Origin of the sequence: Streptomyces sp. NPDC013157, from assembly GCF_042899865.1 — a bacterium.
In the GTDB taxonomy this organism is placed as follows: domain Bacteria; phylum Actinomycetota; class Actinomycetes; order Streptomycetales; family Streptomycetaceae; genus Streptomyces.
Map to the genome: position 1 here is coordinate 102,993 of NZ_JBIBAK010000016.1, position 23,608 is coordinate 126,600.

A 23,608-nucleotide genomic window follows, 5' to 3' on the forward strand; every position below is an offset into this window, starting at 1 on the left:
GTGCCAGTGGGGCTACGGGCGCCAGTCGATCAGGAGGCCGTCGTAGAGCTCCGCGTCCGTGAGCTCCAGGGGGGTCGGGCCGGCGTGGAAGAAGGCCGCGTTGTCGGTCTTCAGCTTGCGGAGGTAGTCGAAGGCCTTGTTCTCGTGCTCGCCGAACGCGACGAAGGAGAAGAAGACGGAGGGGTGGGACTTCGCGGCGTCCGTGAGGGACTGGGTGGCCGGGGTCTTCGCGTCCGGGGCGCCGTCGGTCTGGAAGACGACGAGGGCGGGGGCGCCGGGGGTGGCGTTCGCGTCGTAGTGGGCGAGGACGGCTTCCACGGCCGCGTGGTAGCTGGTACGGCCCATGCGGCCGAGGCCGGCGTGCGCGTCGTCGATCGCGTTCTCGGGGGAGGCGGGGGTGAGGTCGGTGGTGCCGTCGACCTCGGTGGAGAAGAAGACGACGTGGACGGAGGGGGTCTCGCCGTCCGGGGTGAGGCGGGTGGCGAGGGCGAGGGTCTGGTCGGCGAGGGCCGCGGCGGAGCCGTCCTTGTAGTACGCGCGCATGCTCGCGGAGCGGTCGAGGACGAGGTAGGTGGCGGCGCGGGTGCCGGTGAGGTTGGCCTTGGCGAGGGCGGTGGTTGCGGCGTCGCCGGGGGGCGTGGCCTCGGCTTCGCCTTCGGCCTTCGTGTTCCCGCCCGCACCACCCGTGACGGGTTCGTCGTCGGGTGCGGGTGGCCCCTGTGGGGCGGGCTCGCCGTCGGCGGCCGCGGCGGGTTCCGGGGTGGCGGTCTCGGCTGGCGCCTCGACCGGTTCGGGGGCCGTTTCGGGGGTGGGTTCCGGGGCGGTCTCGGCTACCGGCTCGGGAGTCGCGGCCGCTTCGGCCTCGGGCTCCGGCTGGGGGGTCGGCTCGGCAGCGGTCTCGGCTGCCGGCTCGGGAGTCGCGGCCGCTTCGGCCTCGGGCTCCGGCTGGGGGGTCGGCTCGGCAGCGGTCTCGGCTGCCGGCTCGGGCTCCGACACCGGCTCTGCCTCGGTCTCGGCGACCGGCTCGGTCTCGGGCTCCGACACCGGCTCTGCCTCGGTCTCGGCGACCGGCTCGGTCTCGGGCTCCGGGTCCGGCGTCGGCTCAGCTGCAGCTTCAGCCGCAGCTTCGGCGACCGGGTCGGCTTCCGGCTCCGCGGGTACTTCGGCCGCCGGCTCCGGGGCTGCCTCTTCAGCCACCTCGGCCACCGGCGCTGCCGCCGCCTCGGGCTCGGTCGCCGGCTCTGTCGGCTCGGGCTCGGGTGTCGGCTCTGTGTGGACCTCGAGGTCCGGCTCGATCGTTCGGTTCGCCTGCTTCGGTACGGTCACGTTGTCGAAGGCGGCCGATACCAGTTCGTGTTCGTCGGTCGTCGCCTCGCGGGGCTCCGGGACCGCTGCCGGTGCTTCCGGTGCCCGCTGCTTCGACTGCGAAGGGAGCTGGTCCGCACCCTCTGCCTCGGCAGGGCGCGGCTTTCGCGACCTGCCGAATGCGTTCCGCAGGAGAGTGAGAATGCCCATGTGCGCAACCCTTCGCGTGAGTTGATACCCGTCAATCGCTGGCCAGGACGGACACGTAAGGTTAGCGGCCCCAGGTTGCGATCTTGGGGAGGGTCGATGACTCCTGTCGGGCGTACGGCGGTCCAGTCCCAGGCTGTTCTCAAGTCCCCCCTCGTCTCCGTTCGGTTCATCTCCCGGCCGTTCGGCGGATGTTCGTGTGCACGACCACGTCGTCGCCGTGTGGCGCAGGGACGCGTGCGACACCGACAGGTGAGACGGAAACCTCAGTGGGGAGAGGCGATCGCCCTGGCCGCCGCCACCTCCTGGCGCAGCGGTTCCAGGACGCTGTCCGGCGGGCCCGTGAGGTCCGTGCGGATCGCGACCAGGGTCTCCGAGCGGCGGACGCCCTCCGCCAGCTCGCGCAGTTGCAGGGTCACCTGGTCGACCTCGGCCCGGTCCGGGGGCGGCGCCCCGTGCCGTACCCGGACCCGGGCCGCCGTCGTCGCGTCGACGATGCGTTCCACCGCGACGACGAGGGGCCACCAGGCGGCCGCCCGGCGGCCGGTGGGCGGCGGCTCGGTCAGGGCGCGCTGGAACTCGGTGCGGACGACGGAAAGGTCGCGGTAGAGGCGGCGCCGCAGCCGGGCGCGGGCGGCGGGCTCCGCGTCCGCCTTGAAGGCCAGCTCGACGTAGGCCGCCGTGTCCGCCACCGCGTCGGCCAGCCGGTCGCCGACCCGGGTGCGCCAGCTCTCCGGCCACAGCAGGTACCCGGCGATCAGCGCGATCGCGCACCCCATCAGGGAGTCCAGGAGACGGGGCAGGAGCAGTGCCGTGCCCTGGTGGTTCAGGTTGTCGGAGAGGAGCAGGATGACCGGGGTGATGGCGGCGGTCTGGAAGCCGTAGCCCCGGGGGGTCAGGGCCGGGACCAGAGGCGCCAGGACCATCATCACCGGCACGTCCCACCAGCCGCGCGGTACGACGGTGAGCACCGTCGCCGCCACCACCAGGCCCGCCACCGTGCCGAGCGCGCGCAGCAGCGCCCGGGAGAAGACCGAGCCGAAGTCGGGCTTGAGGACGAAGGTGATGGTGAGGGCGACCCAGTAGGAGCGCGGGACCGGGACGAGGGAGACCAGGGCCTGCGCGATGCCGATGCACAGGGCGAGTCGGATGCCGTAGCGCCAGGAGTTGGCGGAGAGGACGACGTTGCGGGCGGCGCGGGCGGTGCGGATGCCGAGGGCGGCGGGGCGGCCCAGGCGGTCGTCGATGCCGCGCGGGTCGACGTCGGGGCTGGTGGCGACCTCGGCCACGTGCCGCAGGGCGTGGTCGACGGCGCGGCCGGTCTCGTTGCCGGGCTCGGGCAGGTGCAGCCCTATCGGGCCGGTGTAGCCCGTCTCGACGGCGTCGGCGATGTGCAGGACCGCCGCCGGGACCTCGGGCGGCAGCGGCTTGCCGGCGCGGAGGGCGAGCCGGACGGCCGGGGCGGCCTCCACCACCGGGGTGATCGCGTTCAACTGGGCGAGCATGCGGGTGAGTTCGCGGCTGCGGCCGCGGTACCGGGCGCGCCGGGCCAGGATCAGGTCGTACGCCTGGTTCAGCGACTGGGTGACGGTGTGCCGGGCGTGGTCGTACGCCTCGTCGTCGTCGCCGTCGCTGACGGACAGCAGGTCGGCGACGGTGCGGTAGGCGGCGGCGACCGCCGCGCGTTCCGGCACGCCCGAGCGCAGCGGCCAGGCCAGCAGGGCGAGGAGGAGGACGAGCAGGCCGCCGCCGGTCATCAGCACCGGGGTGAGCCACCAGGCGCCGGGCAGCGGCAGGCCCGCGCCGATGACGGAGTTGAGCAGGAGCAGGAGGCCGGAGACGGAGGAGACCGCGCCGATCGTCGAGATCATCCCGGAGAGCAGCGCGATGCCGGTGACGACGGCGACCGTGAGCCAGCCCTGGCCGTAGACCAGCGAGCCGACGGTGACGCCGACGGCGCCGAAGAGCTGCGGGACCGCGATGTTGAGGATCCGCATCCGGTAGGCGTCGGCGGTGTCGCCGATGACCCCGGACAGGGCGCCCATCGAGGCGAGCGCCCCGTACGCGGGCTGTCCGACCGCGAGCCCGACGGCGAGCGGGAGGCTCATGGCGAGCGCGGCGCGGGCGAGGGCGGCCCAGTTGAGGGGGGCGGCCTGCTGGGGCCGGAGGTTCCTTACCAGCCAGTCGGGAGGGGTCAGGCCGATGGGGAACTCGCGGGACATACGCCCATTATCAGTGCTTGTGCCGGTGGAGGGTGAGGTCCACGACGAGGGCGCGGTGGTCGGTATCGGCCAGGCGCAGGGTGCGGGTGCGGGTGCGGGTTCGGGCGTCGGTCGCCGGTCGCCGGTCGCCGTTTCGGGGGCTGCCGCCCCCGGGCCCCCGCTTCGGCCTGAACGGCCTCGTCCTCAAACGCCGGACGGGCTGAGGGGGGTGCTGTCCGGTTTTCGGGTTTGGGTGTCGGGCGGGCTGAGGGGGGTGCTGTGCGGTTTTCGGGTTTGGGTGCCGGGCGGGCTGACAGAGGCGCTGCGTCACTCGTCCGGGATGGCGAACTGTTCGTCGACCCGTGCCAGGAACTCTCCCAACGCCCGGTTGAAGTCCTCCGGCTGTTCCAGGTTGGGCATGTGGGACGCCTTGTCGATGATGCGGAGTGTGGCGTCGGGGAGGAGGGCGTGCATGGCCTCGGCGTCGGAGACGGGGGTGTACTCGTCGTCCGCGCCGACCACGATCAGGGCGGGGACCGTCGCCCTGGAGAGCAGGGGGCGGTAGTCGGGGCGTTCGGCGCGGCCGCGCAGGGCTGCCGCGGCGCCCTCGGGGTTCGTGGCCGTCATCATGCGGTGGACGTGGGTCTTCACGTCGGGGTGGGCGTCCGGGGCGACCATCTTCTCCAGGACCTCGTCGGCGTAGTCGCGCATGCCCTCCCTCAGGAGGCGGTCGGCCATGGCGTTCCGGGCCTCTCTGCCCTCCGGGGTCTCAGGGTCGGGGAAGGTGTCGGCCAGGACCAGGCCCCGGACGCGTGCGGGGCCGAGGCGGTCGTAGCACTCCATCGCGATCTGGCCGCCCATCGACAGGCCGGCGAGCACGCAGCTCCGCACGCCCAGTGTGTCGAGGAGTTCCTCGATGTCCGCCGCGAAGCGGGAGAGCGGGGTGCTGCCGGGGGTGACCGGGGAGGCGCCGTAACCGCGCAGGTCGGGGGCGACGACCCGGCGGGCCGGGGCGAGGGCGGCCACCTGGGGGTGCCACATCGTGCGGTCGAAGGGGTGACCGTGGATGAGGAGGAGAGGGATGTGCGAGTTTTGCGGATTTTGCAGGCCGCTGTCGTCGTATGCGAGGAAGGGGGGCATGTGCACGACCCTAGGGATCCACAGCTCCTCGGTGCAATAAAATCTTTGCTCTCGGTGCAATGGGAGAGGGGGGACCGTGGACGACTTCCGGGGGATCGCCGACCGGATCGCGCTGGACATCGCGCGGGGGCGGCTGCGGGCCGGGCAACGGCTGCCTCCGCAGCGGGCGTTCGCGCGGCGGCACGGGATCGCCGCCTCGACCGCCGGGCGGGTGTACGCCGAACTCGTGCGGCGCGGGCTGGTGGTGGGCGAGGTCGGGCGGGGGACGTTCGTGCGGGCCGCGCAGGCCGTGCCGCAGGGGCGGGCGCTCGTCGAGGACGGTGCCGCCCGCGTCAACCTGGAGCTCAACTACCCCTCCGTACCGGGGCAGTCGGAACTGCTGGCCCCGGCCCTCGCTCCGCTGCTGCGGCCCGACGCACTCACCGACGCCCTGCGGCCGGCCGCCGCCGACGGCACCCCGCACGCCCGGGAGGCCGCCGCCGGGCTGCTCGCCACCGGCGACTGGTGGCCCGACCCCGGCCGCATCGTCTTCACCGGCAACGCCCGGCAGGCCATCGCCGCCCACCCTGGGGTCCCTGGTACGGCCGGGCGGCCGGGTCGGGGTGGAGCCGTTGACGTATCCGCTGGTCAAGGAGGTCGCCGGGCGGCTCGGCGTCACGCTCGTCCCGGTGCGGGCCGACGAGGACGGGCCCCTCGTCGAGTCCGTGCTCGCCGTGCACCGGTCCGCGCCGCTGTCCGCGCTCTACCTCCAGCCGACCCTGCACAACCCGACGTCGGTGACCGTCCCGGCCGAGCGCCGGCTCCGACTGGCGCGGGCGGTGGACGGCCTGGGGCTTCCGGTCGTGGAGGACCGCATCTGGTCGTTCCTGCACCGCGACCCCGAGCCGCTGCCGCTCGCCGCCCTCGCGCCGCGGCTCGTCCATCTCGTCGACGGACTCTCCAAGCGGGTCGCGCCCGGTCTCACCGCCGGGTTCGCCGTCGTGCCGGAGGGCCGGGTGGACGCGGTGGCGGCGGCCGTGCGGTCCGGCGGATGGAGCGCGGGGGCGTTCGCACTGGAGGCGGCGGTGCGGTGGATCGGGGACGGGACCGTGGCGCGGCTCGTGGCGGCCAAGCGGGAGCAGGCCGCACGGCGGCAGCGGCTGGTCCGCGAGGCGCTGGCCGGGTTCGCCGTACGGGCCGATCCGCACGGGTACTTCGCCTGGTGGGAGCTGCCCGAGCCGTGGCGGGCGGACGGTTTCACGGCGGCCGCGGCCGCCCGCGGGATCGCCGTCACGCCCGGTACCGCCTTCCGCGTCGACCCGAAGCGGACGCCGGACGCGGTACGGCTCGGGCTCGCGTCGGCCGCGGAGCCGGAGCTGGCGGGGGCGCTGCGGACGCTGGCCGCCCTCGCGGCGCGCGGTCCGCGGCACCCCCCGGCGGACGGTCAGTCCAGCAGGCCGTCGTAGTCCGGCAGCTTGTAGGTGGTGTCGGCGTAACCGCCGGTCAGGTCCGTCGTGTTGTTGCCGATGTTGGCGACGACGTCGTAGCCGTTCGCCTCGATCGCCTTGCGCTGCGAGGTCTTGAAGTCCGCGACGGACTCGGTCAGCAGCTGGGCGACGGTCCGCGCGTAGAGGCCGTCGACCGGGTAACCGACCGACGTCAGGTTGGACTTGGTCACCGCGTTGAACAGGTTGCTGCGGGCGCTGACGAAGAACACGCTCACCCCCTTGGCGTGCGCGTCCTGGGCGAGGGCGAGCACCGGCGGGGTGGCGGGGGTGCTGGTGCCGGCGCCCTCGAAGTAGGTCTCCAGCGACGTGTTGTCGATGTCGAGGACGATCGCCGGCTTGGCGCCGGAGGTGTCGGCGGCGACGCGGCCGTCGATGTAGCTCTGCGCGGGGCCGGTGACGGCGGCGACGTCGGACAGCCACTGGGCCTCGGTGACGGTCGAGTCGGCGGCCTGCGCGGGCAGGGCGGCGGCGAACGACAGGGCGAGGCCGGCCGTCACGGCAACAGCGGCACGGCGCGCGGTGAGACGGTTCATCGGGTGGGGGCTCCTCAGCTCACGTCGGCCGCCGGTGTTCCGTGCCGGTGGCCGTCGTTGCGCCACGGTGGTCGGCCGGTGCGCCCGCCGGGTGACTCCGGGAGGAGCAACCGGTTACATGACTGGCATGTTCTGGTCAGGAGCCTGTGAATCGGCCCTGAGGGACGCGGAATCGGCTGGGCCGGCGGCCGGTTGCCGCCTCTCCCGCGTCCTGGACCGGCGCAGGTGTCCGCCGACCCAGGCCAGCGCGGCCACCGTCAGGCCGAGGGCCAGGAGCAGCCAGGAGACCGTGCGGAGGGTGGCGGTCAGGGCGTCGTAGACGGCGGCCGCGGCCGGGTGCGAGACATCCGGCGGCAGGTCGGCCAGGGTGAGCCGGCGGCCGATGACGAGGGCGAGGCCGAGCAGGGCGCCGCCCAGGGCCGTGCCCAGCGCGGTGGCCGTGACGGCGCGGCGGCGGCGGACGGCGAGCGCGATGCCGCCGACCGCGAAGACGACGGCCGCGACGGGCAGCCAGAAGCCGGCGACCTCGAGCACGTGGAACCCCTTCCGGAGCCGGTCCAGTTCGGCCGCCGGGAGTACCGCGACGGCCGTGTGCTGGACCGGGATACGGGCCGCGAGCGGCACATGGTCCTGGGTGAGCTGGTCCTTGACCTGGGCGGTGACCGGCGCGAGGTCGACGGTCACGGGCTCCTCGCGCTCGTCCTGGAGCGCGCGCAGCACCGCGTCGTGGGTGGCCCGGTTGCCGGCGTCCCAGGCCAGCCGGAACGCCCGGGTCTGGGTGAAGGAACGGACCGCCTCGCGTACGAACGGCGCGACCGTGCCCCGCATCGGCCGGCCGACGTCCACCTCGCGCATGATGCCGTCGCCGACGGTGTCCGCCACGGCGTCCCGGACATCCGGGTCGTCGGCCAGCGGTGCCATCGTGCTGACGTACTGTCCGGTGTCCGCCAGCCCGTACGCCGCCCAGGCCGCGAGCGCGCCGAACGGCAGCAGCAGGCAGCCCAGCGCGATCAGCAGGGCCGACAGGGCACGCCGGAGACCTGCTGAGGGCGGCGTGGGCCAGGGGGACCCCGGGGGCACGGAGGGCACGCTTCCAGGCAAGCCCCTGAGGGCCGGTCAGGCGAGCGGGGTGACTGCATTCGGGGGATCGCGGGGCGCGGGCCGGTCCGAACGGGTGGTACGGCGGTGCCGGCGCCCGGAAACCCTTGGGGCGCCGCGCTCCGGTGGAGGGTTGACCCGAACGGGTGTTTCCTGGTTTGGAGGCGTCGCCGAGCGCCCGCGGCGTCCCGGCGACTGGTGAGGGGAAAAAGGGGAAACACGTGGGCCCCGGCCGTGGGGGCCGGGGCCCACGCGCGGACCGGTGACGCGCTGTCACCGGGTACGCGGCCAGCGGATGCCGGCTACCGGATGCGGTGTCCGGCCGCGTCCTCGTGCGTGTAGAACCGGTAGAACATCACGATGAACGTCACCGCCGCGACCGCGAGCGCCATGGCGATGCACCGGAGGACCGAGTCGCCGCTCTGGCTGTACAGGAAGCCGAAGGCGACGCCCATGAACGCCGTCCACACCACCGCGTGCAGCTCCCGCCGCAGCCGTGGGGCAATGGTCAGCACGCCGAACAGCACCACCGCGAAGACGAGCGCGGTCAGGAAGCCGAACAGCAGGTTCCCGCCGGTGATGGGCCCGCCCATGCGCCGGTTGGCCGCGGCCCAGTAGCCGTAGATCAGCCCGGTCACGACCGGTATGGCCACCCGGGCCCTGGCGTGCATCTGTGTGCTGAACACGTCGGGCGTCCGGCCGCTCCGGGGCATTCCGCCGGACGTGGGTGCCGCTTGAGCCATGAGCGTGCTCCTCTCTCCTCGCCCCCACCTTCCAGAGCACACCTGCGGGTACCCCCTGGCAAGTCGGTCAGTACATCCCGTACGACGTTCCGTACGGCGTTCCGTACGGCGTTCCGTACGGCGCGTCCCACGACGTGCGACGCGTCCCCGCCCGTGGTTCCCTGACTCTCGTGACCGACCACCAGGCCGAGCGGCGGCGCAAGGAGCTGCTGTGGGCCAGGGGCCGGAGCATCGCCTGGGTGGCGCCGCTCCTGCTGCTCGCCGGGATCACGGCGGTCGACCTCAACACCACGGAGCGGTTCCGGATCGTCTCCTGGATCGTCCTGGTCCCCGGTATCGCGGCGGCGATCTGCGGGGTCTGGACGACGGCGGTCTTCGCGGTGCTCTCCGTCCTCGACTACGTCGCCGTGGACAACGCCTGGCCCCACCAGTACCGGGCCGGCCTGCCCGACTTCATCCTGGTCGCCTTCGCGGGGCTGCTGGCCATCCTCGCCTGCGTGATCCGCAGGAACGGCGAACGGCGGATGCTGCACATGCGGGACATCGCCGAGACGACCCGGCGCACCGTGCTGCGGCCGCTGCCGCCGGGGTGGGCCGGGCTGGAGCACGCGGCGGTGTACCTGGCCGCCGACACCCAGGCCCGGGTGGGCGGCGACTTCTACGACATCCAGCCGGGGCTGCACGGCACGCGGGTGCTGGTCGGGGACGTGCAGGGCAAGGGGCTGGGGGCGGTGGAGACGGCGGCGGCGCTGCTGGGGACGTTCCGCGAGGCGGGCTACCACGAACGGGACCTGGCGACGGTGGCCGACCGGCTGGAGACCCGGATGATCCGGCACCGGAGCCATACGGTGGCGCTGGGCCGGGACGACGGCGACCGCTTCGCCACGGCGGTCCTGCTGGGCTTTCCGCCGGACGCCCCGGACGTCGTGGAACTGATCAACTTCGGCCACGAGCCGCCGCTGGCGGTGGGGCCGACGGGGGTACGCCCCCTCCCCCCGGGCGGCGGTCTCCCCCTCGGCATGGCCGACCTGAGCGCGTCGAAGGGCCCACCACCGACCCTCACCGTCACCCTCGCCCCCGGCGAAACCCTCCTCATCACCACGGACGGCGTGACAGAGGCGAGGAACAGGGACGGCACGTTCTTCCCCCTCCCCGAGGCAGTCACCCAGGCCCCCGCCCCCGACCCCACCCACCTGGTCGCCCACATCCGCGACGGCGTCCTGCGCCACAGCCACGGCCGCCTCTCCGACGACACCACGATCTTCGCGGTACGCCGCACCGCGACCTCTTAGAGACGCGGTACTGCAGCGCCCCGTCAGGGGCGCGGGGAACTGCGCGGCCGGCCACGACGGCGCTGCACGTCGCAACCGGGCGGTACCAGGAGGGTGTTGTCGTCAAGAGGAGCAGGGGCAGGAAGGGTGGTCTCGGCGAGCCCCCGTGGTGGTCGTACCGGTCCTTACCCGGCCCAAACCTCCCCCGTACCCCCCGCTTTGCAAGCGCAGCGGTTACCGTGCTGGCGTAAGTGAAAACGGGGAACAAAGGGGGAGGGCCCGATGCCCGGAACCGTGCTGCTGATCGCGGCCTCGCCGACAGGCAAAGCGCGCATGGTGGACGCGGCCTCCGTGCTCTCCGTGCTCGCGGCCGTGCCCCCGGCGATACTCTCCGGCACCGAGACCGCCAACGTCGTCGAACTCGCCGACCCCCTGGAGCCGCAGGCCGTGCTGACCCGGCTGCGGGCCGCCGCGGCCGCCCCCGGTCCGCTCACCGTGTTCGTCGCGGGCCAGCTCCACCTGGACCGCAAGCAGCGACTGCCGCATCTCGCGCTGGCCCGGACCACGTCGGCCACCGTCCGGTACACCGGCCTGCCCTGGCACTGGGTCCGCGAGGAGTTGCGACTGCGGCCGGCCGGGGCGACGACGCTGGTGCTCGATCTGCACGCGGATCCGGAGACCTGGGAGCAGCTGCACACGGTTCCGCTCGACTGCGGGCGGAACAACGCCGTGCACGGGCGGATCGCGCCGCCGCCCGCCCGGCGGGGGATCGGCTCACCGTCGTACATGAAGGCCGTGGCGACCCTGCTGCGGAGCGGGCACCGGCCGGCGATGGCGGAGCTGCACCAGCAGGTGGTCGCGCGGCTCGGGGCGGACGTCGCCTCCGACATGCTGCTCAGCACGCACACCCCGGCCGGCGGGGATCCGCACGACGCGATCAGCGCGGCCGTACGGGACGGGCGGTACTCCGAGGCGGACGAGCTCGCCGCCCGCTGGGAGCAGGCGGCCGCGCGGGCGCACGGGCCGGCCTCCGAGGACGCACTGCACTGGTCCGAGGTACGGGCCGACCTCGCGATGTTCGCGGGGGACGCGGCGCGCAGCTGCCGTACCTGGCTGACCGTGGCGCACGCCCGGCTGGCCGCGGGGCAGCCGGCCGACGCACCGGCCGTCGAGGCGGCCGTGGACCGGGCCCACCACCAGTGGGGCGCCATCAAGGACACGGCACGGGCCCGCGAACTCGGTCCCGCCCTCGCGGAGTTGAGACTCAGGGTGCCGGGCCGCCGGGAGGGCGCACTGGAGAACGTCCAGCAGCACCTGCGGCAGTTGCAGACGAACTAGGGCTGGGGGCCACGCCCACGCAGAACGCTCGGCTGGGAAACCTCGGCCGAGCGCTTGCAGAACCTGCTTTCGATGTGGTGCGGCACGTCAGAAGAGGTCGAGTCCAGCGGCCTCGACCGCACCCAGAGCACGGCACGTCCCGGTCTCCGCGTCGACGGATACGCCGCCCGTGCCGACGGCCGTGTCCCGGAATTCTCCGCTGCGGAGGCAGGCGACCGACTGGCAGCCGAAGTAGTACAGGCCGCCTGCGTGAGCGCGTTCCTCCGCCACGAGAGCCAGGGGGGCGTCGCCCGGCCCGGTCTCTTCGTCCAGGAAGCGCTGAGCCGGCCTGGCGGCTCCTTCGATGTCCGGCGTCGGTCCGTCCTCATCAGCTGCCCGGCCGTCCAGGAAGACCGCCGGGCGTCGTCCGGCTCAGGCGTACGGGTCGAACGTGATGGCGCTCGGCTTGGCCTTGTTGAGGTGGTCGTCGAACTTGGCGTCCTGGAGCGGGAAGTTCGCGTCGCCCCAGTCGGAGGCGTTCAGGACGGTGCGCAGGTTGGAGGCCATGTTCTCCCAGGTGAGCAGGTTCTCCTGGTGCCAGGCGCCGTCGTCGTTCTCCGGGGTCTCGCCCCACTTGGCGAACCGGAAGTCGTGGGTGCTCAGACCGTCCTTGTGGTAGACGACCTGGACGCGCTGACCGCTCATCGGGACGTCGGCGACCGCCTCGGTCTCGAAGTCGCCGTGCTGGGAGGCGGACAGGTACGACGGGGTGGAGTCGCCCTGCTTGACCCAGACGACGATGCACTCCCAGTCGTGGCGGTGGCCGATGCCGGGGGACGCCTCGTCCTTCTCGAAGTAGCTGGCGTAGATGGTCCCGCACCAGCCGTTGTTGCACTTGGTCCGCGAGTAGGTGTTGGCGTGGTCGAGGTGGCCGGTGCGGCAGCTGCCGGTGACGGAACCGGTCGGCTTCAGGCCGCCGTTGAGGTTGCCGTCGGGGTCGATGGCGGCGGCCGGGTAGCAGCTGTCCGTGTCGTAGTCGTACAGCGGCTCGAAGTTCTTCTCGTACGAGGTCGCGTTCTCCGGGAGGTTCTGGAGCACCCCGGCGGAGGCGGTGAACGGGAGGGCGAGGGTGAGCGCGGCGGCGCTGCCCGCGACGGCGGCGGCTCGGCCGAGGCGGCGGGTCCGGGTTCGGGACATCGGGGGGCTCCAGTCGACGGTCCGGGGTTGGTGTGCGGTGACGCGGTCCGTTGGTACGGTCTTTTCGTCCCGGACATGACATCCGGGTCGGGACTCCAAGATTGGCAAGTCGAGAGTTCAATGGAAGGGCTTTCTGTAAAACGGGGGGCGGCAATTCGCGGAACTGATCAACGTCCGTCCACAGCAAAAGGCCCCCGGCGGGACAGGGGGAGGGTCCCGCCGGGGGCGATCGTGGGGTGGGGGTGCAAAACCGTGCCCCGCGAGGGGCGCGGCGGACGATCCGCGTGACCGGCGGAGCGCCTAGTGGCCGGCCGTGTGCCGGGCGGTCGCCGTGGTGGGGGAAGCGGGGGCGTTGTCCGTCGCCCGGGCCGGGCCGGCGTTCGCGGCGGTGATGAGTGCGGCCACGGCGATCACCGCTGCCGCGACACTCCTCGCGGTGGGGGTCCCCCCGATCGAGCGGACTCGGGACCGGGGGCGTGCGGTGGGGCGTGCGGATGTGCGTCCGAGCACGGCGACCTCGCAACAACAGGGGCGGGTTAAGCACGTTTAATTCGCGGTTTAACCTAGGGGCAGTCAGAGCTCAACGGCAAGAGGTTCTGGGGGAGTTGGGGGGAAGGGCAGGATGCAGGAGCGGGACGATCCGGAGACCATAGGGCGGCGGGTGCAGCAACTGCGCACCGAGCGGGGGCTGACCCAGCGGCAACTGGCCGAACCGGCCTATACGCCCGCCTACATCTCCACGCTGGAGGCCGGGCGGGTACGGGCCTCCGACGAGGCGCTGCGGCACATCGCGGGCCGGCTCGGTGTCGGCTTCGAGGAGCTGGCCAGCGGGCGCCCCGCCCACCTCGCCACCGACCTGAGGCTACGGCTCACCGAGGCGCAGCGCACCCTGGCCACCGGCGCGGCCGAGGCCGCCGCCGCCCAGTACGCGGACCTCTTCGCGGAGGCCGAGGCGCACGGGCTCGCGGTCGAACAGGCCACCGCGCTGCTCGGGATGGGCGAATGCGCCCTGGACACCGGTGAACTGGGGCGGGCCAGGGAGTACTTCGAACGGGCCGAGCTGTGGACGGCCGACGAGCCGCTCCCGGTACGGGTACCGGCGATCCGCGGCCGGGCGGTCAGCCACTACCTCGCCGGTGAACTCCGGTACGCCGTCTATCTCCTTGAGACCACGCTCGACGAACTCAACCGCAGCGGCCTGCACGACCCGGACGCCCTCCTGCTCCTCTACGCCTCCGCCATCGGCCCGTACATGGACATGGGCGCCCACGCCCGCGCCGCCCAGGCCGCCGAACTCGCCCTCGCCCTCGCCCCCCAGGCCGGCGACCCCGCGCTGATCGCCCGGATGCACCGGTCCGTCGCCCGTACCCTGCTCGCCGAGGGCCGGGTCGCCGAGGCCGACGCCTCCCTGGCCAAGGCCGCCGAGCTGTACCGCCAGCTCCAGCTCCGTACCGAACTCGCCAACTGCCACTGGATGCGCGGCTACGTCTGCGCCCAGAACGGCGAACTGGAGCGTGCGGAAGGGGAGTTGCGGGAGGCTCTCGCCATGCTGTCGGAGACCCGCGCCGCTCTGTACCGCAGCCAGGCGGCGGTCGAGCTGGCCGACGTCCTGCACCGCCGGGGCAAGTCGGACGAGGCCGCCGATCTCCTCCACGACGTGCTCGGCGACTTCTCCTCCGAGCGCGGCGCGGTCCACTCGGCCGCCGCGCACCGGCTGCTCGGCATCATCGCCGAGGACGCCAGGGACACGGAGGCGGCGGAGGAGCACTACGTACGGGCGCTGAGCCTGCTGGAGCGGGCGGGCGCGGCCGGCGACCTGGCGGACCTGTGCCGTCTGCTCGGCGACCTGCTGCGCCGCACCGGCCGGGTGGAGGCGGCTCTGGACGCCTACCGGACCGGCCTCGGCCACCGTACGGCCCCGGGCACGACGACCCTGGGACCGGCACCGGCACAGCCGCCCCTGTAGGACCACCCCGTCCGTTGCGCCGCCCGTCCCGCGCCCGTCCCGTGAGGGGACGGGATCACCGGCACCTGGCACCCCAGGGGGAAACCGGGCTCGGACGTGGCGTGGCCGCCGGTGCCGGACGCGACGTCGGCGAGGACGGTGAAGCAGCCCTCGGGCCCGTACGAGACCCGCCGGCCGGGCCCTAGGCCTGGGCCCGGCCCTTCTCCCGTACCTGGGCGAGGCGCTGGGCGCCGATGTCGAGGGCCTGCTCGGTGGTGTCGTCGGGGAGGGTGCCGAGGGCGCCGGCGGTCAGGACGATCGCGTCGTCGCCGACCCGGACGACGGCGACGTCGAGGGTGAGGGTGGTCGGGGCGTCGGTGGCGGTCGGCTGCGCGGTGAGGGTCATCCGGAGCCCCTGGCGCGCGTCGCCGAGGTCGTTCGGCAGCCCGGCGTCGGTGATCTGGACGGCCTCGGTCCCGGCCGCGGTCGTCTGCGCGGTGAACTGCCCGCAGGTTCGGGGCAGGGTCCGCAGCCAGGCCAGGGTCCGCTCGACGTCGGCGGAGCGGCTCGCGTCGACCTGGTAGCGGAGCTGGGCCGCGTCGTCGCCGTCGTCGAGGGCGGTGGCGGCCTGCGGGCCGGCGGGGGTGCCGAGCAGTTCGTCGGTGTACAGGCCCTCCAGGAGGCGCTGGCAGTCGGCCTGGCCGGTGGCTGCCTTGAGCAGGCCGTCGTGCCAGGTGGCGGTGCCGTCGGTCGCCGTCCACGGCACACCCAGGTCGCCCTCGTCGATCAGCGCGGCCTGCGCCTGTTCGACGGTGAGCGCCGGGGTGCCGGACGTACCGGAGGTGCCGGGCGAGGCGACGGGGCTGGCCGGGGCGGGCCGTTCGGCGGTGGTCGCAGTGGCGGCCGGGGCGGACGCCTGCGGCGGCTCGGCGGTGCAGGCGGAGCCGGCGAGCAGGCCGACGACGGCGAGACCGGAGGCGATGGCTTTCATGCGGGGGCCTCTCCAGGACCAGGACTCGGGAGCAGCGCAGCGCGCAGTCGGCGCAACGCGTGCTCCCACGCCACCATCCCCGGCCCCCGTCCACCACCGCAGCGGTCCGTCCGGGTGAGTCCCCGCGTGCTGCAGATCGCGGACGCCACCGGGCGGGAGTCCACCCTGTCCACCGTTCAGATCGACTTCCACCAGCCGGAGCGGTTCGAGCTGCGGTACGTCGGGGCGGACGGCCGCAGGCACCGGCTGGTGATGGTGCACCGGAGCGTGACCGGGAGTGTCGAGCGGCCCGTCGCGCACCTCGTCGAGGTGCACGGTGGGGCCTTTCCGGCCTGGCCGGCGCCGGTGCAGCTGGTGGTGCTGCCGGTCGGGCAGGAGCAGGCGGGGCGGGCGGAGGCGCTGGTCGCCGCGGCGGCCGAGGGCGGGCTGCGGGCCGAGGTGGCCGGCCGCAGGAGGGGAGTCTCGGGGCGCGGGTGCGGGCCGCCCGGCTGGTGTCCTACCTGGCGGTGATCGGTGCGCGGGAGGACGTGGCGGGGCTCGCGGCCGTACGGCTGCGGGACGGGCGGCGAGTAGGAGAGCTGCCGGTGGCGGAGGTGCTGGGGCGGATTCGGGAGCGGGTGGCGGGGCGGGGGACCGCGCTGTGGAAGTGACCCGGCCCGCCACGTGAGGGCGGCTACGTCAGGGCCGCGGTCGCCTCGCGGAGTTCGGTCAGGCAGGCGCGGGCCAGGTCGGGGAGGGGGCGGTCGTTCGCCGGGGTGATCCAGCGGGCGAAGGCGGCCGAGAAGGCCTGGGCGCCCAGGTGGGCGGCGAGGGACGCGGCGGGGTCGGGCACGCCGCGGTCGTGGAGGGCCGTGGCCAGGACCGTGCTGAGGTTGAGGCTCTTGAACGCGGCGCGTTCGCGCAGCTCGCTGTGGCTGTCGATGACCTGCATCAGCCGTGGGCCGAACGCGCGCTGCTCCGGGGTGAAGGAGCCGGTCAGGGTGTCCAGGGCTGCGGTCACCACCTCCAGCGGGGTCGCCGTGTCCGGTGCCGCTGCGGCTCCCTCGGCCAGCAGGCGGCCGTGCTCCTCCTGGCCCGCGAACAGCACCTCGCGCTTGTCCGGGAAGTGCCGGAAGAACGTCGTCCTGGTCAGCCCGGCCCGCTCGGCGATCTGGGCGACGGTGGTGCTGTCGTACCCCTGCTCGCCGAACAGGTCGATCGCGGCTTGCACGAGGCGCAGTCGTGCGTTCGGTTCCCATCGGGCCATGGGGACAGCCTAAGTGATGTGACTCGGTACCGTCACGAGGGTATGGTGACGGTACCCAGTCACATCACCTTCTTCTCGTCCCTCGGGAGAGTGCTGTCATGCGTGTTTTCGTCACCGGCGCCAGCGGTCACATCGCCTCCGCCGTCATCCCCGAACTGCTGAACACCGGGCACGAGGTCGTCGGCCTCGCCCGGTCGGAGAACTCCGCGGCGGCCGTGAAGGCCCTGGGGGCCGAGGTCCGCCGCGGCGACCTGGAGGATCTGGACGGCCTGCGGGCGGCCGCGGCCGAGGCCGACGCCGTCGTCCATCTCGCCTTCGACCACGCGGCGATGGCCGCCGGGGACATGGCCGGGGCGGCGGCCACCGACCGGACCGTGGTGCAGGCCTTCGGCGAGGCGCTCGCCGGGACCGGCAAGGCCCTCCTGGGGGTCGGCATGGGCCACGGCGACGGCAACGAGCACCTCGGCGCGGCGTACAGCGCCAATCCGAGGACCGCCACGGGGCGGCTGTTCGGCGAGCTCGCCGGACAGGGGGTGCGTACGGTGCTCGTCGGGATTCCGCCGGTCGTGCACAGTGCGCAGGACCGGGGCGGGTTCCTGCCGACGCTGATCCGGATCGCGCGGGCCACGGGCGTCTCCGGCTACGCCGGGGACGGTTCCAACCAGTGGTCCGCCGTGCACACGCTGGACCTCGGCCGGCTCTACCGGCTGGCGCTGGAGAAGGCGCCGGCGGGCGCCGAGTTGCACGCGGCGGCCGAGGAGGGGGTCGCGGTGCGGGACATCGCCGACGTCATCGGGCGGCGGCTGGGGGTTCCGGTGCAGAGCGTCCCGGAGGACCGGCGCGCCAAGCACTTCGGGTTCTTCGGGGCGTTCGTGACGCTGGACGTGCCGGTGCGCAGCGGGCGGACCCGGGAGCTGCTGGGGTGGCAGCCCCAGGAACCGGGGCTGGTGGCGGACCTGGAGCAGGGGCACTACTTCGACGGGGAGTAGTCCGGAGGCGGTCGAGAGTGGTCACGAGTGGTCGAGGGTGGTCGCAAGGGCGTTTAGAGTCGGGCCCGGCGAAAGGAGCCCCCTGTGAGCGGTCAGCCCACCCCCGTGATCATCGACTGTGACACCGGTGTCGACGACGCCCTCGCCCTGCTGTTCGCCGTGCGCCACCCGGGGCTGGAGCTGCGGGCGGTGAGCTGTGTCGCCGGGAACACGGACGTGGACGGGGTGGTCCGCAACACCCTGACCGTGCTGGAGCGGGCCGGGGCCGGGGACGTTCCCGTCGCGCGGGGTGCCGAGCGGCCGTTGATCGAGGCGGCGCGGTCGGCGCGGCATGTGCACGGGACGGACGGCATGGGCGATCTCGGGCTGCCCGCGCCGACCCGCCGCCCCGCCGACGTCGACGCCGTCACCCTGCTGCGCCGCGAGATCCTCGGCTCGCCCCGCCCCGTCACCCTGATCCCCACCGCGCCGCTCACCAACATCGCCCTGCTGCTGCGCACCCACCCGGAGGTGACCCGGAACATCGAGCGGATCGTGTTCATGGGCGGCGCGGTCGCCACCGGGAACGCCACCCCGGTCGCCGAGTTCAACGTCTGGCACGACCCCGAGGCGGCCGCCGTCCTGCTCACCGCCGGTGTGCCGATCACCATGTACGGCCTGGACGTCTTCCAGCGGGTCGTGGTGCCGGGCGCGGAGGTACGACGGCTGCGCGCGAGCGCGGAACCGGGGGCCCGGCTCGCCGGGGAGCTTCTCGCCCACCGGCCGGCCGCCCCGGACCCGGACGGCGACGCGCCCGACGGCGACGACCCGGCCGGCGGCCTCGGCGACGCGGGCGCGGTCTGTGCCGTCGCCGATCCGGCCGGTCTGACCACCCGGCTCCTCCCGGTCGAGGTCTCCCTCGCCCCCGGCCCGACCCGGGGCCAGACCGTCGTCGACCGCCGGCCTCGCCCCGGCGAGGCCGAGATCCACGGCGGCGCCCGCGAACAGGCCCTGGTCGACGTGGCGTTGGACGTCGACGTGGAGCGGTACGTGAAGCTGTACCTGGAGACCGTCGCCGGCGGCCGGGCCCAGGCCGGCTGACGGCACCCGGACCGCCCTTCGCCGGCTCACCCGCCGCACCGGCCCCGGCCGCAGACGCGTACGCCCCGGCCGTCACCGACGGCCGGGGCGTACGGACGTACCCGAAGGGATCAGGCGCGGGTCGCCTTGCGGCGCCGGGTCGCGACGACGATCGCGCCGCCGCCGACCAGCAGCAGGGCCGCGCCGCCGGCGATGTAACCGGTGCTGGAGCTGGCGCCGGTGTGGGCCAGGTCGCCGCCACCGCCGGAGTTCGTGCTCGGGGCCGGTGCCGGGGCGGTCGTCGACCCGGACGGGGAGGGGGACGCGGAGGCCGTGCCGGTCGCCGAGGTCTCCGAGGGCGTCGGCGTGGTGGTCTGCGCGGCCGGCGGGGTGGAGGCCGGGGCCGGGGCGGAGGGCGTCGAGGACGCCGGGGAGGACGGGGACGGCGAGGACGACTGGGTCGTCGAGCAGTCCTTCGTACCGCCGTTCCAGGAAGCGATCAGCTTGTCCTTGATGACCGCGTGGTCCGGGCCGGCCGGCAGGTCGCCGTGCTGGAAGCCGTCGTTGGCGTCCGTCTTCCCGTCGAACTTCGTCGCGCCCCGGTAGAGGTCGATCTGCGCGAAGCAGCCGGCGTCCGGGACCGCGATGTCGAGCGAGTCGGTCTGGCCCTGCTTGACCGTCACCGAGTCGAAGTCGACGAAGATCTGCTGCCCCGAGGTGGCGAAGGAGGGGCCGTGGGCGATGTAGGAGGCGAGTGAGGCGGTGCAGGAGGCGGCGTCCGCGGCGGCCCGGACCTTGAGGTGGACCTTGCCGTCGTCGCTGACCTTCAGGTTCTGGTCGTCGACCTTCACCGAGTCGAAGAAGTTCGAGCCGTCGATCGAGAACTGGCACTTGTCGGTGCCGGTCTCCGTGCCGGCACCCGTGCCGGGGCTGTAGTGGCCGCCGGACTTCCAGCCGTCACCACCGGGTGTGCCGTGCGCCCAGGCGCCGGACGCGCCGGCGACGGAGACGGCACACAGGGCGAACGACGCGACGCCCGTCCCCAGCAGGCGGCGCGCGGTGACATGTCTGGCTATGGACATGGATATCCCATCGTGAATGCTCGCGGAACGCGAAGAAACACCGGGCCCATTGGTCACATGCGCCACAGCGTGCGCCCATGGTCGTCGGGCGTGCCGAACCCTGTCAACCTGCGGTGAAGCAAGGGTCGTTGGAAGTCCACCACAACTCCCTCACAGGGGGAATGATCCCCTCCGTGCGGTGTGAAGGTTCCCTTTCCCGTCAATATGGACAGGCTTCTGGTTGCCTGCTCCCTCGTCGGAAAGGAACGCGCGTGGTCGACCTCTCCTCCAGGAACCCCGACTGGTGGCGTCAGGCCGTGATCTACCAGGTGTATCCGCGCAGCTTCGCCGACGCGGACGGCGACGGGCTCGGTGACCTCAGGGGCGTCACCGGGCGGCTCTCCCATCTGGGCGCGCTCGGCGTGGACGCCCTGTGGCTCAGCCCCTTCTACCCGTCCGAACTCGCCGACGGCGGCTACGACGTGGCCGACCACCGGGACGTGGACCCGCGCCTGGGCACCCTGGACGACTTCGACGCGATGGTCGCCGAGGCGCACCGGCTGGGCCTGAAGGTGATCGTCGACATCGTCCCGAACCACACCTCGCACCTGCACGCCTGGTTCCGCGAGGCCCTGCTGGCCGGCCCCGGCTCCGCGGCCCGGGAGCGCTACGTCTTCCGGCCCGGCCGCGGCGCGCACGGCGAACTCCCGCCCTCCGACTGGCAGTCGGTGTTCGGCGGCAGCGCCTGGCGCCGGGTCCCGGACGGCGAGTGGTACCTGCACCTGTTCGCGCCCGAGCAGCCCGACCTGAACTGGGAGCACGAGGAGGTGCGCGCCGACTTCCGCACCACCCTGCGCTTCTGGTCCGACCGGGGCGTGGACGGCTTCCGCGTCGACGTGGCCCATGCCCTGGTGAAGGACCTCACCGAACCGCTGCGGGACGTCGCCGAGTTCGGCCCGACCGGCGAGGAGGCGCTGGAGCGGGTCCCGCCCGGCACCCACCCCTACTGGGACCGCGACGAGGTGCACGAGGTCTACCGCGACTGGCGCAAGATCTTCGACACCTACAGCCCGCCCCGCACGGCCGTCGCCGAGGCCTGGGTACCGGACGCGCGACGGGCGCTGTACGCCCGCCCGGACGAACTCGGCCAGGCCTTCAACTTCGAGTACCTGCAGACCCCTTGGAACGCCGAGGCGCTCCGCGAGGTCATCACCGGCTCGCTCGCCACCGCCCGCGCGGCCGGCGCCTCGGCCACCTGGGTGCTCTCCAACCACGACGTCGTACGGCACGCCTCCAGGCTGACGCTGCCGCCGGGCACGGACGAGAACGCCTGGCTGCTGTCCGGCGGCCACACGCCCCACGTCGATGTCCCCCATGGCCTGGGGCGCGCCCGCGCCGCCACCCTCCTCATGCTCGCGCTGCCCGGCTCGTCGTACGTCTACCAGGGCGAGGAGCTCGGCCTGCCCGAGGTCGCCGACCTGCCCGGCACCGTCCTGCAGGACCCCATCTGGGAACAGACGGGCCACGCCCGCAAGGGCCGCGACGGCTGCCGGGTGCCGCTGCCGTGGACGGCGGACGGACCGTCGTACGGCTTCGGGGCCGGCAATGCCTGGCTGCCGCAGCCGGAGTGGTTCGGGTCGTACGCCGTCGAGGCGCAGGCCGGTACGGCGGGCTCCACCCTGGAGCTCTACCGCACCGCCCTGCGGCTGCGCCGCAAGCTCCTTGACGGCGAGACGCTGACCTGGGCGGAGGCGCCGACGGGCGTGCTGCACTTCGCCCGGACGGAGGGCTGGCGGTGCGTCACGAACCTGTCGGACGCGCCGGTGCCGCTGCCGCCGGGCGAAGTGCTGCTGGCGAGCGTGCCGTTGCCGCATGACGGCACGCTGCCGCCCGACACCACGGTGTGGCTGGGCGCCTGAGGTGACTCAGCCGGCGGTGGGGGTGGCACCCGGGGTCACGTTCACCCCGGTGGTCTGGCCGTTGCCGGTGCCGACACCGGCTCCGCTGCCCGTGAAGCCGCTCTCGCCCGGGAGGGCCGGCGGGCTGGTCGTGCTGTTGACCGGCGGGGTGAGGACGACCTCCGGCTGGCCCGCGGCCGGGGGCGGCGGGGTCAGGTCGGTGGCCGGCAGCTTCGGCGGGGTCGTCTCCTGGAAGAGCACCGACGGGAAGTCGACCAGGCCGGTCTGCTCCATCACCGTGATGTGGTCCAGGACCGTGGCGTTGGCCTGGTCGGCCAGGATCCGTACCAGGGTGTTCCGGGTGGTCGAGCGGATCTTCGCGATCGTGTTGAAGATCGAACCGTGCGTCACGCGCAGGATGTTGGCGAAGTCCGTGTCGAACTTCTTCCCGGTGTCCGCGGTCAGGGTGTTGACGAACCCCTGCTGCTGCGGAGAGGGCAGGTTGGGGATGGTGATGTTGAGCATCGGCGCGATCTTGCGGCAGCTGGCGTCCAGCGCGGCGTGTCCGTCGATGAGGTGCTTGCTCGCGGTGATGACCGCCTGGGACTGGCCCTTCTTCAGGCCGAGCTGGCCCACGGGGTACTCCCACAGGCCGGCCGCCCGCACCTTCACCACGAAGTCCCGGTCGCCTTCGGTCAGCGGGCCCCACTGGGTGTTGGCGATGATCCGGTTGGTGTCGCTGGACACGGTGTTCAGGCCCAGCATGCTCGGATAGGCGAGCGCCGCGAGGGTGAAGCTCAGGGCTCCGCCAACGAACAGCGTTCCCGTCGCGTTCCGCGAAAAGCGCACCGGTGCCTCCTGCCGGTCGGGGGTCCCGCGCAGGGGCGGGGTCGGTTCGCAGAGGAATACGGACGGGGAAGCGCCGTGAACCTTTTGGTTTGGTAAAGAACTTGTGAGGAGCGACCCCGCTCGGGGTGCCGTGGTCCCATGTCCTGACCATGGGAGGGTGATGCTTTCCCCAGGTGAGAGTGGTCATGACAAAGTCGCGGGCAGGCTTCGCCGCATGCCCCCACAGTCATCCCCCCGCATCCCCCGCCTGCCCAACGGACCGGCCGGCCGGGGCCCCGCCGCGCGACCTGCCCTGCCCGTCCTGCCCTACCGCAAGCCCACCAGAGGCCGCGACTACTGGGTGTTCGACGACGTCCTCGCGGACGTGAACGCCGTACGGGAGCGGTGCCTGGCCAAGGACGACTGGGTCCAGGGATACCCGTACACCTCGGAGACCTGGCCCGGACTGCGCACCATGCCCGGCCTGGAACCCGCCGAACTCGCCGTCGTGGAGGAGCTGGTGCGGAAGGCCACCGGCGCCGGGAAGCTGTGGGTGCAGCAGGCGCCCGGCGGCGGCACCCTCAACCACAACTGCGTCCAGGTGGTCGGCGAGGGCGAGAGCGAGCCGCGCCCGCACACCGACTCGCGGGCGCTGTGCCGGTACGCGGCGGTGCTGTACCTCAACCCCGGGGTGGCCAAGGACTGCGGCACCGCGTTCTACCGCCAGTCGCTGCCCGGCGGCCGGCTCGGCGGCAACATCGTGCAGGCCCCGCACAACAACCTCGTCGAGGCGCTCGGCACCCGGTTCGTCCCCGGCGACCACTTCGAGGAGGACGTCCGCGTCCCGCACAAGTACAACCGGCTGCTCCTCTACAACGCCAACCTCGTGCACAGCGCGACCGGTTACGCCGGAAAGACACTGGAGGAGAAGCGGATGACGGCGGTGTTCTTCTGGATGGCGTGAGCGGGCGCGTCTGTAACGGCGGCCGTGACACGACCACGACGGGCCCGTGACGGCGGTCTCCGAACTTCCCGTCCGGGGGCCGCATCGAAAGGGGTGTCCGGCAGAGAGCCGGGAAGGACACCGCCGCT

The 23,608-nt window shown here is 73.4% G+C and carries 19 protein-coding genes and 2 pseudogenes; 9 read left to right on the plus strand and 12 right to left on the minus strand.

Annotated features, from left to right (window positions below):
• Nucleotides 1-12: 12 nt before the first annotated feature.
• From ACFY6U_RS37700 to ACFY6U_RS37710, 3 genes are all read right to left on the minus strand, one after another.
• Nucleotides 13-1,515, minus strand: coding sequence for a VWA domain-containing protein (locus ACFY6U_RS37700; protein ID WP_390045643.1), 1,503 nt, complete (start codon nt 1,513-1,515; stop codon nt 13-15).
• 263 nt (nt 1,516-1,778) lie between these two features.
• Nucleotides 1,779-3,734, minus strand: coding sequence for an FUSC family protein (locus tag ACFY6U_RS37705; protein WP_390045645.1), 1,956 nt, complete (start codon nt 3,732-3,734; stop codon nt 1,779-1,781).
• Nucleotides 3,735-4,040: 306 nt separating this feature from the next.
• The gene (locus ACFY6U_RS37710) at nt 4,041-4,853 is read right to left on the minus strand and encodes an alpha/beta fold hydrolase (protein ID WP_390045647.1); all 813 of its coding nucleotides are present in this window, start codon (nt 4,851-4,853) and stop codon (nt 4,041-4,043) included.
• A gap of 76 nt (nt 4,854-4,929) precedes the next feature.
• Between ACFY6U_RS37710 and ACFY6U_RS37715 the strand changes: the two are divergent.
• Nucleotides 4,930-6,298 (plus strand): annotated as a pseudogene (locus tag ACFY6U_RS37715) (PLP-dependent aminotransferase family protein).
• Here ACFY6U_RS37715 and ACFY6U_RS37720 read toward each other — a convergent pair.
• The 3 genes from ACFY6U_RS37720 to ACFY6U_RS37730 all read right to left on the minus strand — a co-directional run bounded on the left by ACFY6U_RS37720 (nt 6,277) and on the right by ACFY6U_RS37730 (nt 8,714).
• On the minus strand, nt 6,277-6,873 hold the full coding sequence (locus tag ACFY6U_RS37720; protein WP_390045648.1) for an HAD family acid phosphatase: 597 nt from the start codon (nt 6,871-6,873) through the stop codon (nt 6,277-6,279). The pseudogene ACFY6U_RS37715 and the gene ACFY6U_RS37720 sit on opposite strands and share 22 nt — an antisense overlap.
• Before the next feature lie 114 nt (nt 6,874-6,987).
• Nucleotides 6,988-7,953: a hypothetical protein gene (locus ACFY6U_RS37725; RefSeq protein ID WP_390045931.1), complete on the minus strand. Its 966-nt coding sequence runs from the start codon at nt 7,951-7,953 to the stop codon at nt 6,988-6,990.
• Between the two features lie 320 nt (nt 7,954-8,273).
• Complete coding sequence (locus ACFY6U_RS37730) at nt 8,274-8,714, minus strand: hypothetical protein (protein WP_390045650.1); 441 nt, start codon at nt 8,712-8,714, stop codon at nt 8,274-8,276.
• A gap of 170 nt (nt 8,715-8,884) precedes the next feature.
• Here ACFY6U_RS37730 and ACFY6U_RS37735 point away from each other — a divergent pair, with 170 nt between their 5' ends.
• Both ACFY6U_RS37735 and ACFY6U_RS37740 read left to right on the plus strand, forming a co-directional pair.
• Complete coding sequence (locus tag ACFY6U_RS37735; RefSeq protein WP_390045652.1) at nt 8,885-10,006, plus strand: PP2C family protein-serine/threonine phosphatase; 1,122 nt, start codon at nt 8,885-8,887, stop codon at nt 10,004-10,006.
• Between the two features lie 261 nt (nt 10,007-10,267).
• Nucleotides 10,268-11,323, plus strand: coding sequence for a hypothetical protein (locus tag ACFY6U_RS37740; protein ID WP_390045654.1), 1,056 nt, complete (start codon nt 10,268-10,270; stop codon nt 11,321-11,323).
• Nucleotides 11,324-11,410: 87 nt separating this feature from the next.
• Here the strand turns inward: ACFY6U_RS37740 and ACFY6U_RS37745 are convergent, their stop codons facing one another.
• Both ACFY6U_RS37745 and ACFY6U_RS37750 read right to left on the minus strand, forming a co-directional pair.
• Nucleotides 11,411-11,593, minus strand: a complete 183-nt coding sequence (locus tag ACFY6U_RS37745; protein WP_390045656.1) for a hypothetical protein — start codon at nt 11,591-11,593, stop codon at nt 11,411-11,413.
• A 141-nt stretch (nt 11,594-11,734) separates the two neighbouring features.
• Nucleotides 11,735-12,499, minus strand: a complete 765-nt coding sequence (locus ACFY6U_RS37750) for an NPP1 family protein (RefSeq protein WP_390045658.1) — start codon at nt 12,497-12,499, stop codon at nt 11,735-11,737.
• A 622-nt stretch (nt 12,500-13,121) separates the two neighbouring features.
• Here ACFY6U_RS37750 and ACFY6U_RS37755 point away from each other — a divergent pair.
• Nucleotides 13,122-14,465, plus strand: coding sequence for a tetratricopeptide repeat protein (locus tag ACFY6U_RS37755; RefSeq protein ID WP_390045660.1), 1,344 nt, complete (start codon nt 13,122-13,124; stop codon nt 14,463-14,465).
• Nucleotides 14,466-14,646: 181 nt separating this feature from the next.
• Here the strand turns inward: ACFY6U_RS37755 and ACFY6U_RS37760 are convergent, their stop codons facing one another.
• Nucleotides 14,647-15,435 (minus strand): hypothetical protein, encoded by a 789-nt coding sequence (locus ACFY6U_RS37760; RefSeq protein WP_390045662.1) that lies wholly within the window; start codon nt 15,433-15,435, stop codon nt 14,647-14,649.
• 129 nt (nt 15,436-15,564) lie between these two features.
• Here ACFY6U_RS37760 and ACFY6U_RS37765 point away from each other — a divergent pair.
• Nucleotides 15,565-16,085 (plus strand): annotated as a pseudogene (locus tag ACFY6U_RS37765) (His/Gly/Thr/Pro-type tRNA ligase C-terminal domain-containing protein); the annotation flags it as partial.
• 23 nt (nt 16,086-16,108) lie between these two features.
• Here ACFY6U_RS37765 and ACFY6U_RS37770 read toward each other — a convergent pair.
• The gene (locus ACFY6U_RS37770) at nt 16,109-16,681 is read right to left on the minus strand and encodes a TetR/AcrR family transcriptional regulator (protein ID WP_390045664.1); all 573 of its coding nucleotides are present in this window, start codon (nt 16,679-16,681) and stop codon (nt 16,109-16,111) included.
• A 98-nt stretch (nt 16,682-16,779) separates the two neighbouring features.
• Between ACFY6U_RS37770 and ACFY6U_RS37775 the strand changes: the two genes are divergently transcribed.
• On the plus strand, nt 16,780-17,670 hold the full coding sequence (locus ACFY6U_RS37775; protein WP_390045666.1) for an SDR family oxidoreductase: 891 nt from the start codon (nt 16,780-16,782) through the stop codon (nt 17,668-17,670).
• 84 nt (nt 17,671-17,754) lie between these two features.
• On the plus strand, nt 17,755-18,750 hold the full coding sequence (locus ACFY6U_RS37780) for a nucleoside hydrolase (protein WP_390045668.1): 996 nt from the start codon (nt 17,755-17,757) through the stop codon (nt 18,748-18,750).
• Nucleotides 18,751-18,860: 110 nt separating this feature from the next.
• Here ACFY6U_RS37780 and ACFY6U_RS37785 read toward each other — a convergent pair whose 3' ends face one another.
• Entirely contained in the window at nt 18,861-19,811 is a 951-nt protein-coding gene (locus tag ACFY6U_RS37785; protein WP_390045670.1) for an LAETG motif-containing sortase-dependent surface protein, read from the minus strand.
• Between the two features lie 251 nt (nt 19,812-20,062).
• On the opposite strand from ACFY6U_RS37785, the gene ACFY6U_RS37790 reads away from it, so the two are divergent.
• Entirely contained in the window at nt 20,063-21,709 is a 1,647-nt protein-coding gene (locus tag ACFY6U_RS37790; RefSeq protein ID WP_390045672.1) for an alpha-amylase family glycosyl hydrolase, read from the plus strand.
• Nucleotides 21,710-21,715: 6 nt separating this feature from the next.
• On the opposite strand, the gene ACFY6U_RS37795 is transcribed toward ACFY6U_RS37790, so the two are convergent.
• A complete protein-coding gene (locus ACFY6U_RS37795) occupies nt 21,716-22,537 on the minus strand; it encodes a DUF4142 domain-containing protein (RefSeq protein ID WP_390045673.1) in 822 nt (273 codons plus the stop codon).
• Nucleotides 22,538-22,751: 214 nt separating this feature from the next.
• On the opposite strand from ACFY6U_RS37795, the gene ACFY6U_RS37800 reads away from it, so the two are divergent.
• Nucleotides 22,752-23,480, plus strand: a complete 729-nt coding sequence (locus tag ACFY6U_RS37800) for a DUF6445 family protein (RefSeq protein WP_390045675.1) — start codon at nt 22,752-22,754, stop codon at nt 23,478-23,480.
• The last annotated feature ends 128 nt before the right edge of the window (nt 23,481-23,608 follow it).

Excerpts from the sequence above, each read along its gene's own strand:
- ACFY6U_RS37785 (WP_390045670.1), bottom strand. The coding sequence starts at position 19,811 with ATGTCCATAGCCAGACATGTCACCGCGCGCCGCCTGCTGGGGACGGGC.
- ACFY6U_RS37755 (WP_390045660.1), top strand. The coding sequence starts at position 13,122 with ATGCAGGAGCGGGACGATCCGGAGACCATAGGGCGGCGGGTGCAGCAA.
- ACFY6U_RS37800 (WP_390045675.1), top strand. The coding sequence starts at position 22,752 with ATGCCCCCACAGTCATCCCCCCGCATCCCCCGCCTGCCCAACGGACCG.
- ACFY6U_RS37760 (WP_390045662.1), bottom strand. The coding sequence starts at position 15,435 with ATGAAAGCCATCGCCTCCGGTCTCGCCGTCGTCGGCCTGCTCGCCGGC.
- ACFY6U_RS37775 (WP_390045666.1), top strand. The coding sequence starts at position 16,780 with ATGCGTGTTTTCGTCACCGGCGCCAGCGGTCACATCGCCTCCGCCGTC.
- ACFY6U_RS37720 (WP_390045648.1), bottom strand. The coding sequence starts at position 6,873 with ATGAACCGTCTCACCGCGCGCCGTGCCGCTGTTGCCGTGACGGCCGGC.
- ACFY6U_RS37750 (WP_390045658.1), bottom strand. The coding sequence starts at position 12,499 with ATGTCCCGAACCCGGACCCGCCGCCTCGGCCGAGCCGCCGCCGTCGCG.
- ACFY6U_RS37700 (WP_390045643.1), bottom strand. The coding sequence starts at position 1,515 with ATGGGCATTCTCACTCTCCTGCGGAACGCATTCGGCAGGTCGCGAAAG.
- ACFY6U_RS37710 (WP_390045647.1), bottom strand. The coding sequence starts at position 4,853 with ATGCCCCCCTTCCTCGCATACGACGACAGCGGCCTGCAAAATCCGCAA.
- ACFY6U_RS37770 (WP_390045664.1), bottom strand. The coding sequence starts at position 16,681 with ATGGCCCGATGGGAACCGAACGCACGACTGCGCCTCGTGCAAGCCGCG.
- ACFY6U_RS37705 (WP_390045645.1), bottom strand. The coding sequence starts at position 3,734 with ATGTCCCGCGAGTTCCCCATCGGCCTGACCCCTCCCGACTGGCTGGTA.
- ACFY6U_RS37730 (WP_390045650.1), bottom strand. The coding sequence starts at position 8,714 with ATGGCTCAAGCGGCACCCACGTCCGGCGGAATGCCCCGGAGCGGCCGG.
- ACFY6U_RS37740 (WP_390045654.1), top strand. The coding sequence starts at position 10,268 with ATGCCCGGAACCGTGCTGCTGATCGCGGCCTCGCCGACAGGCAAAGCG.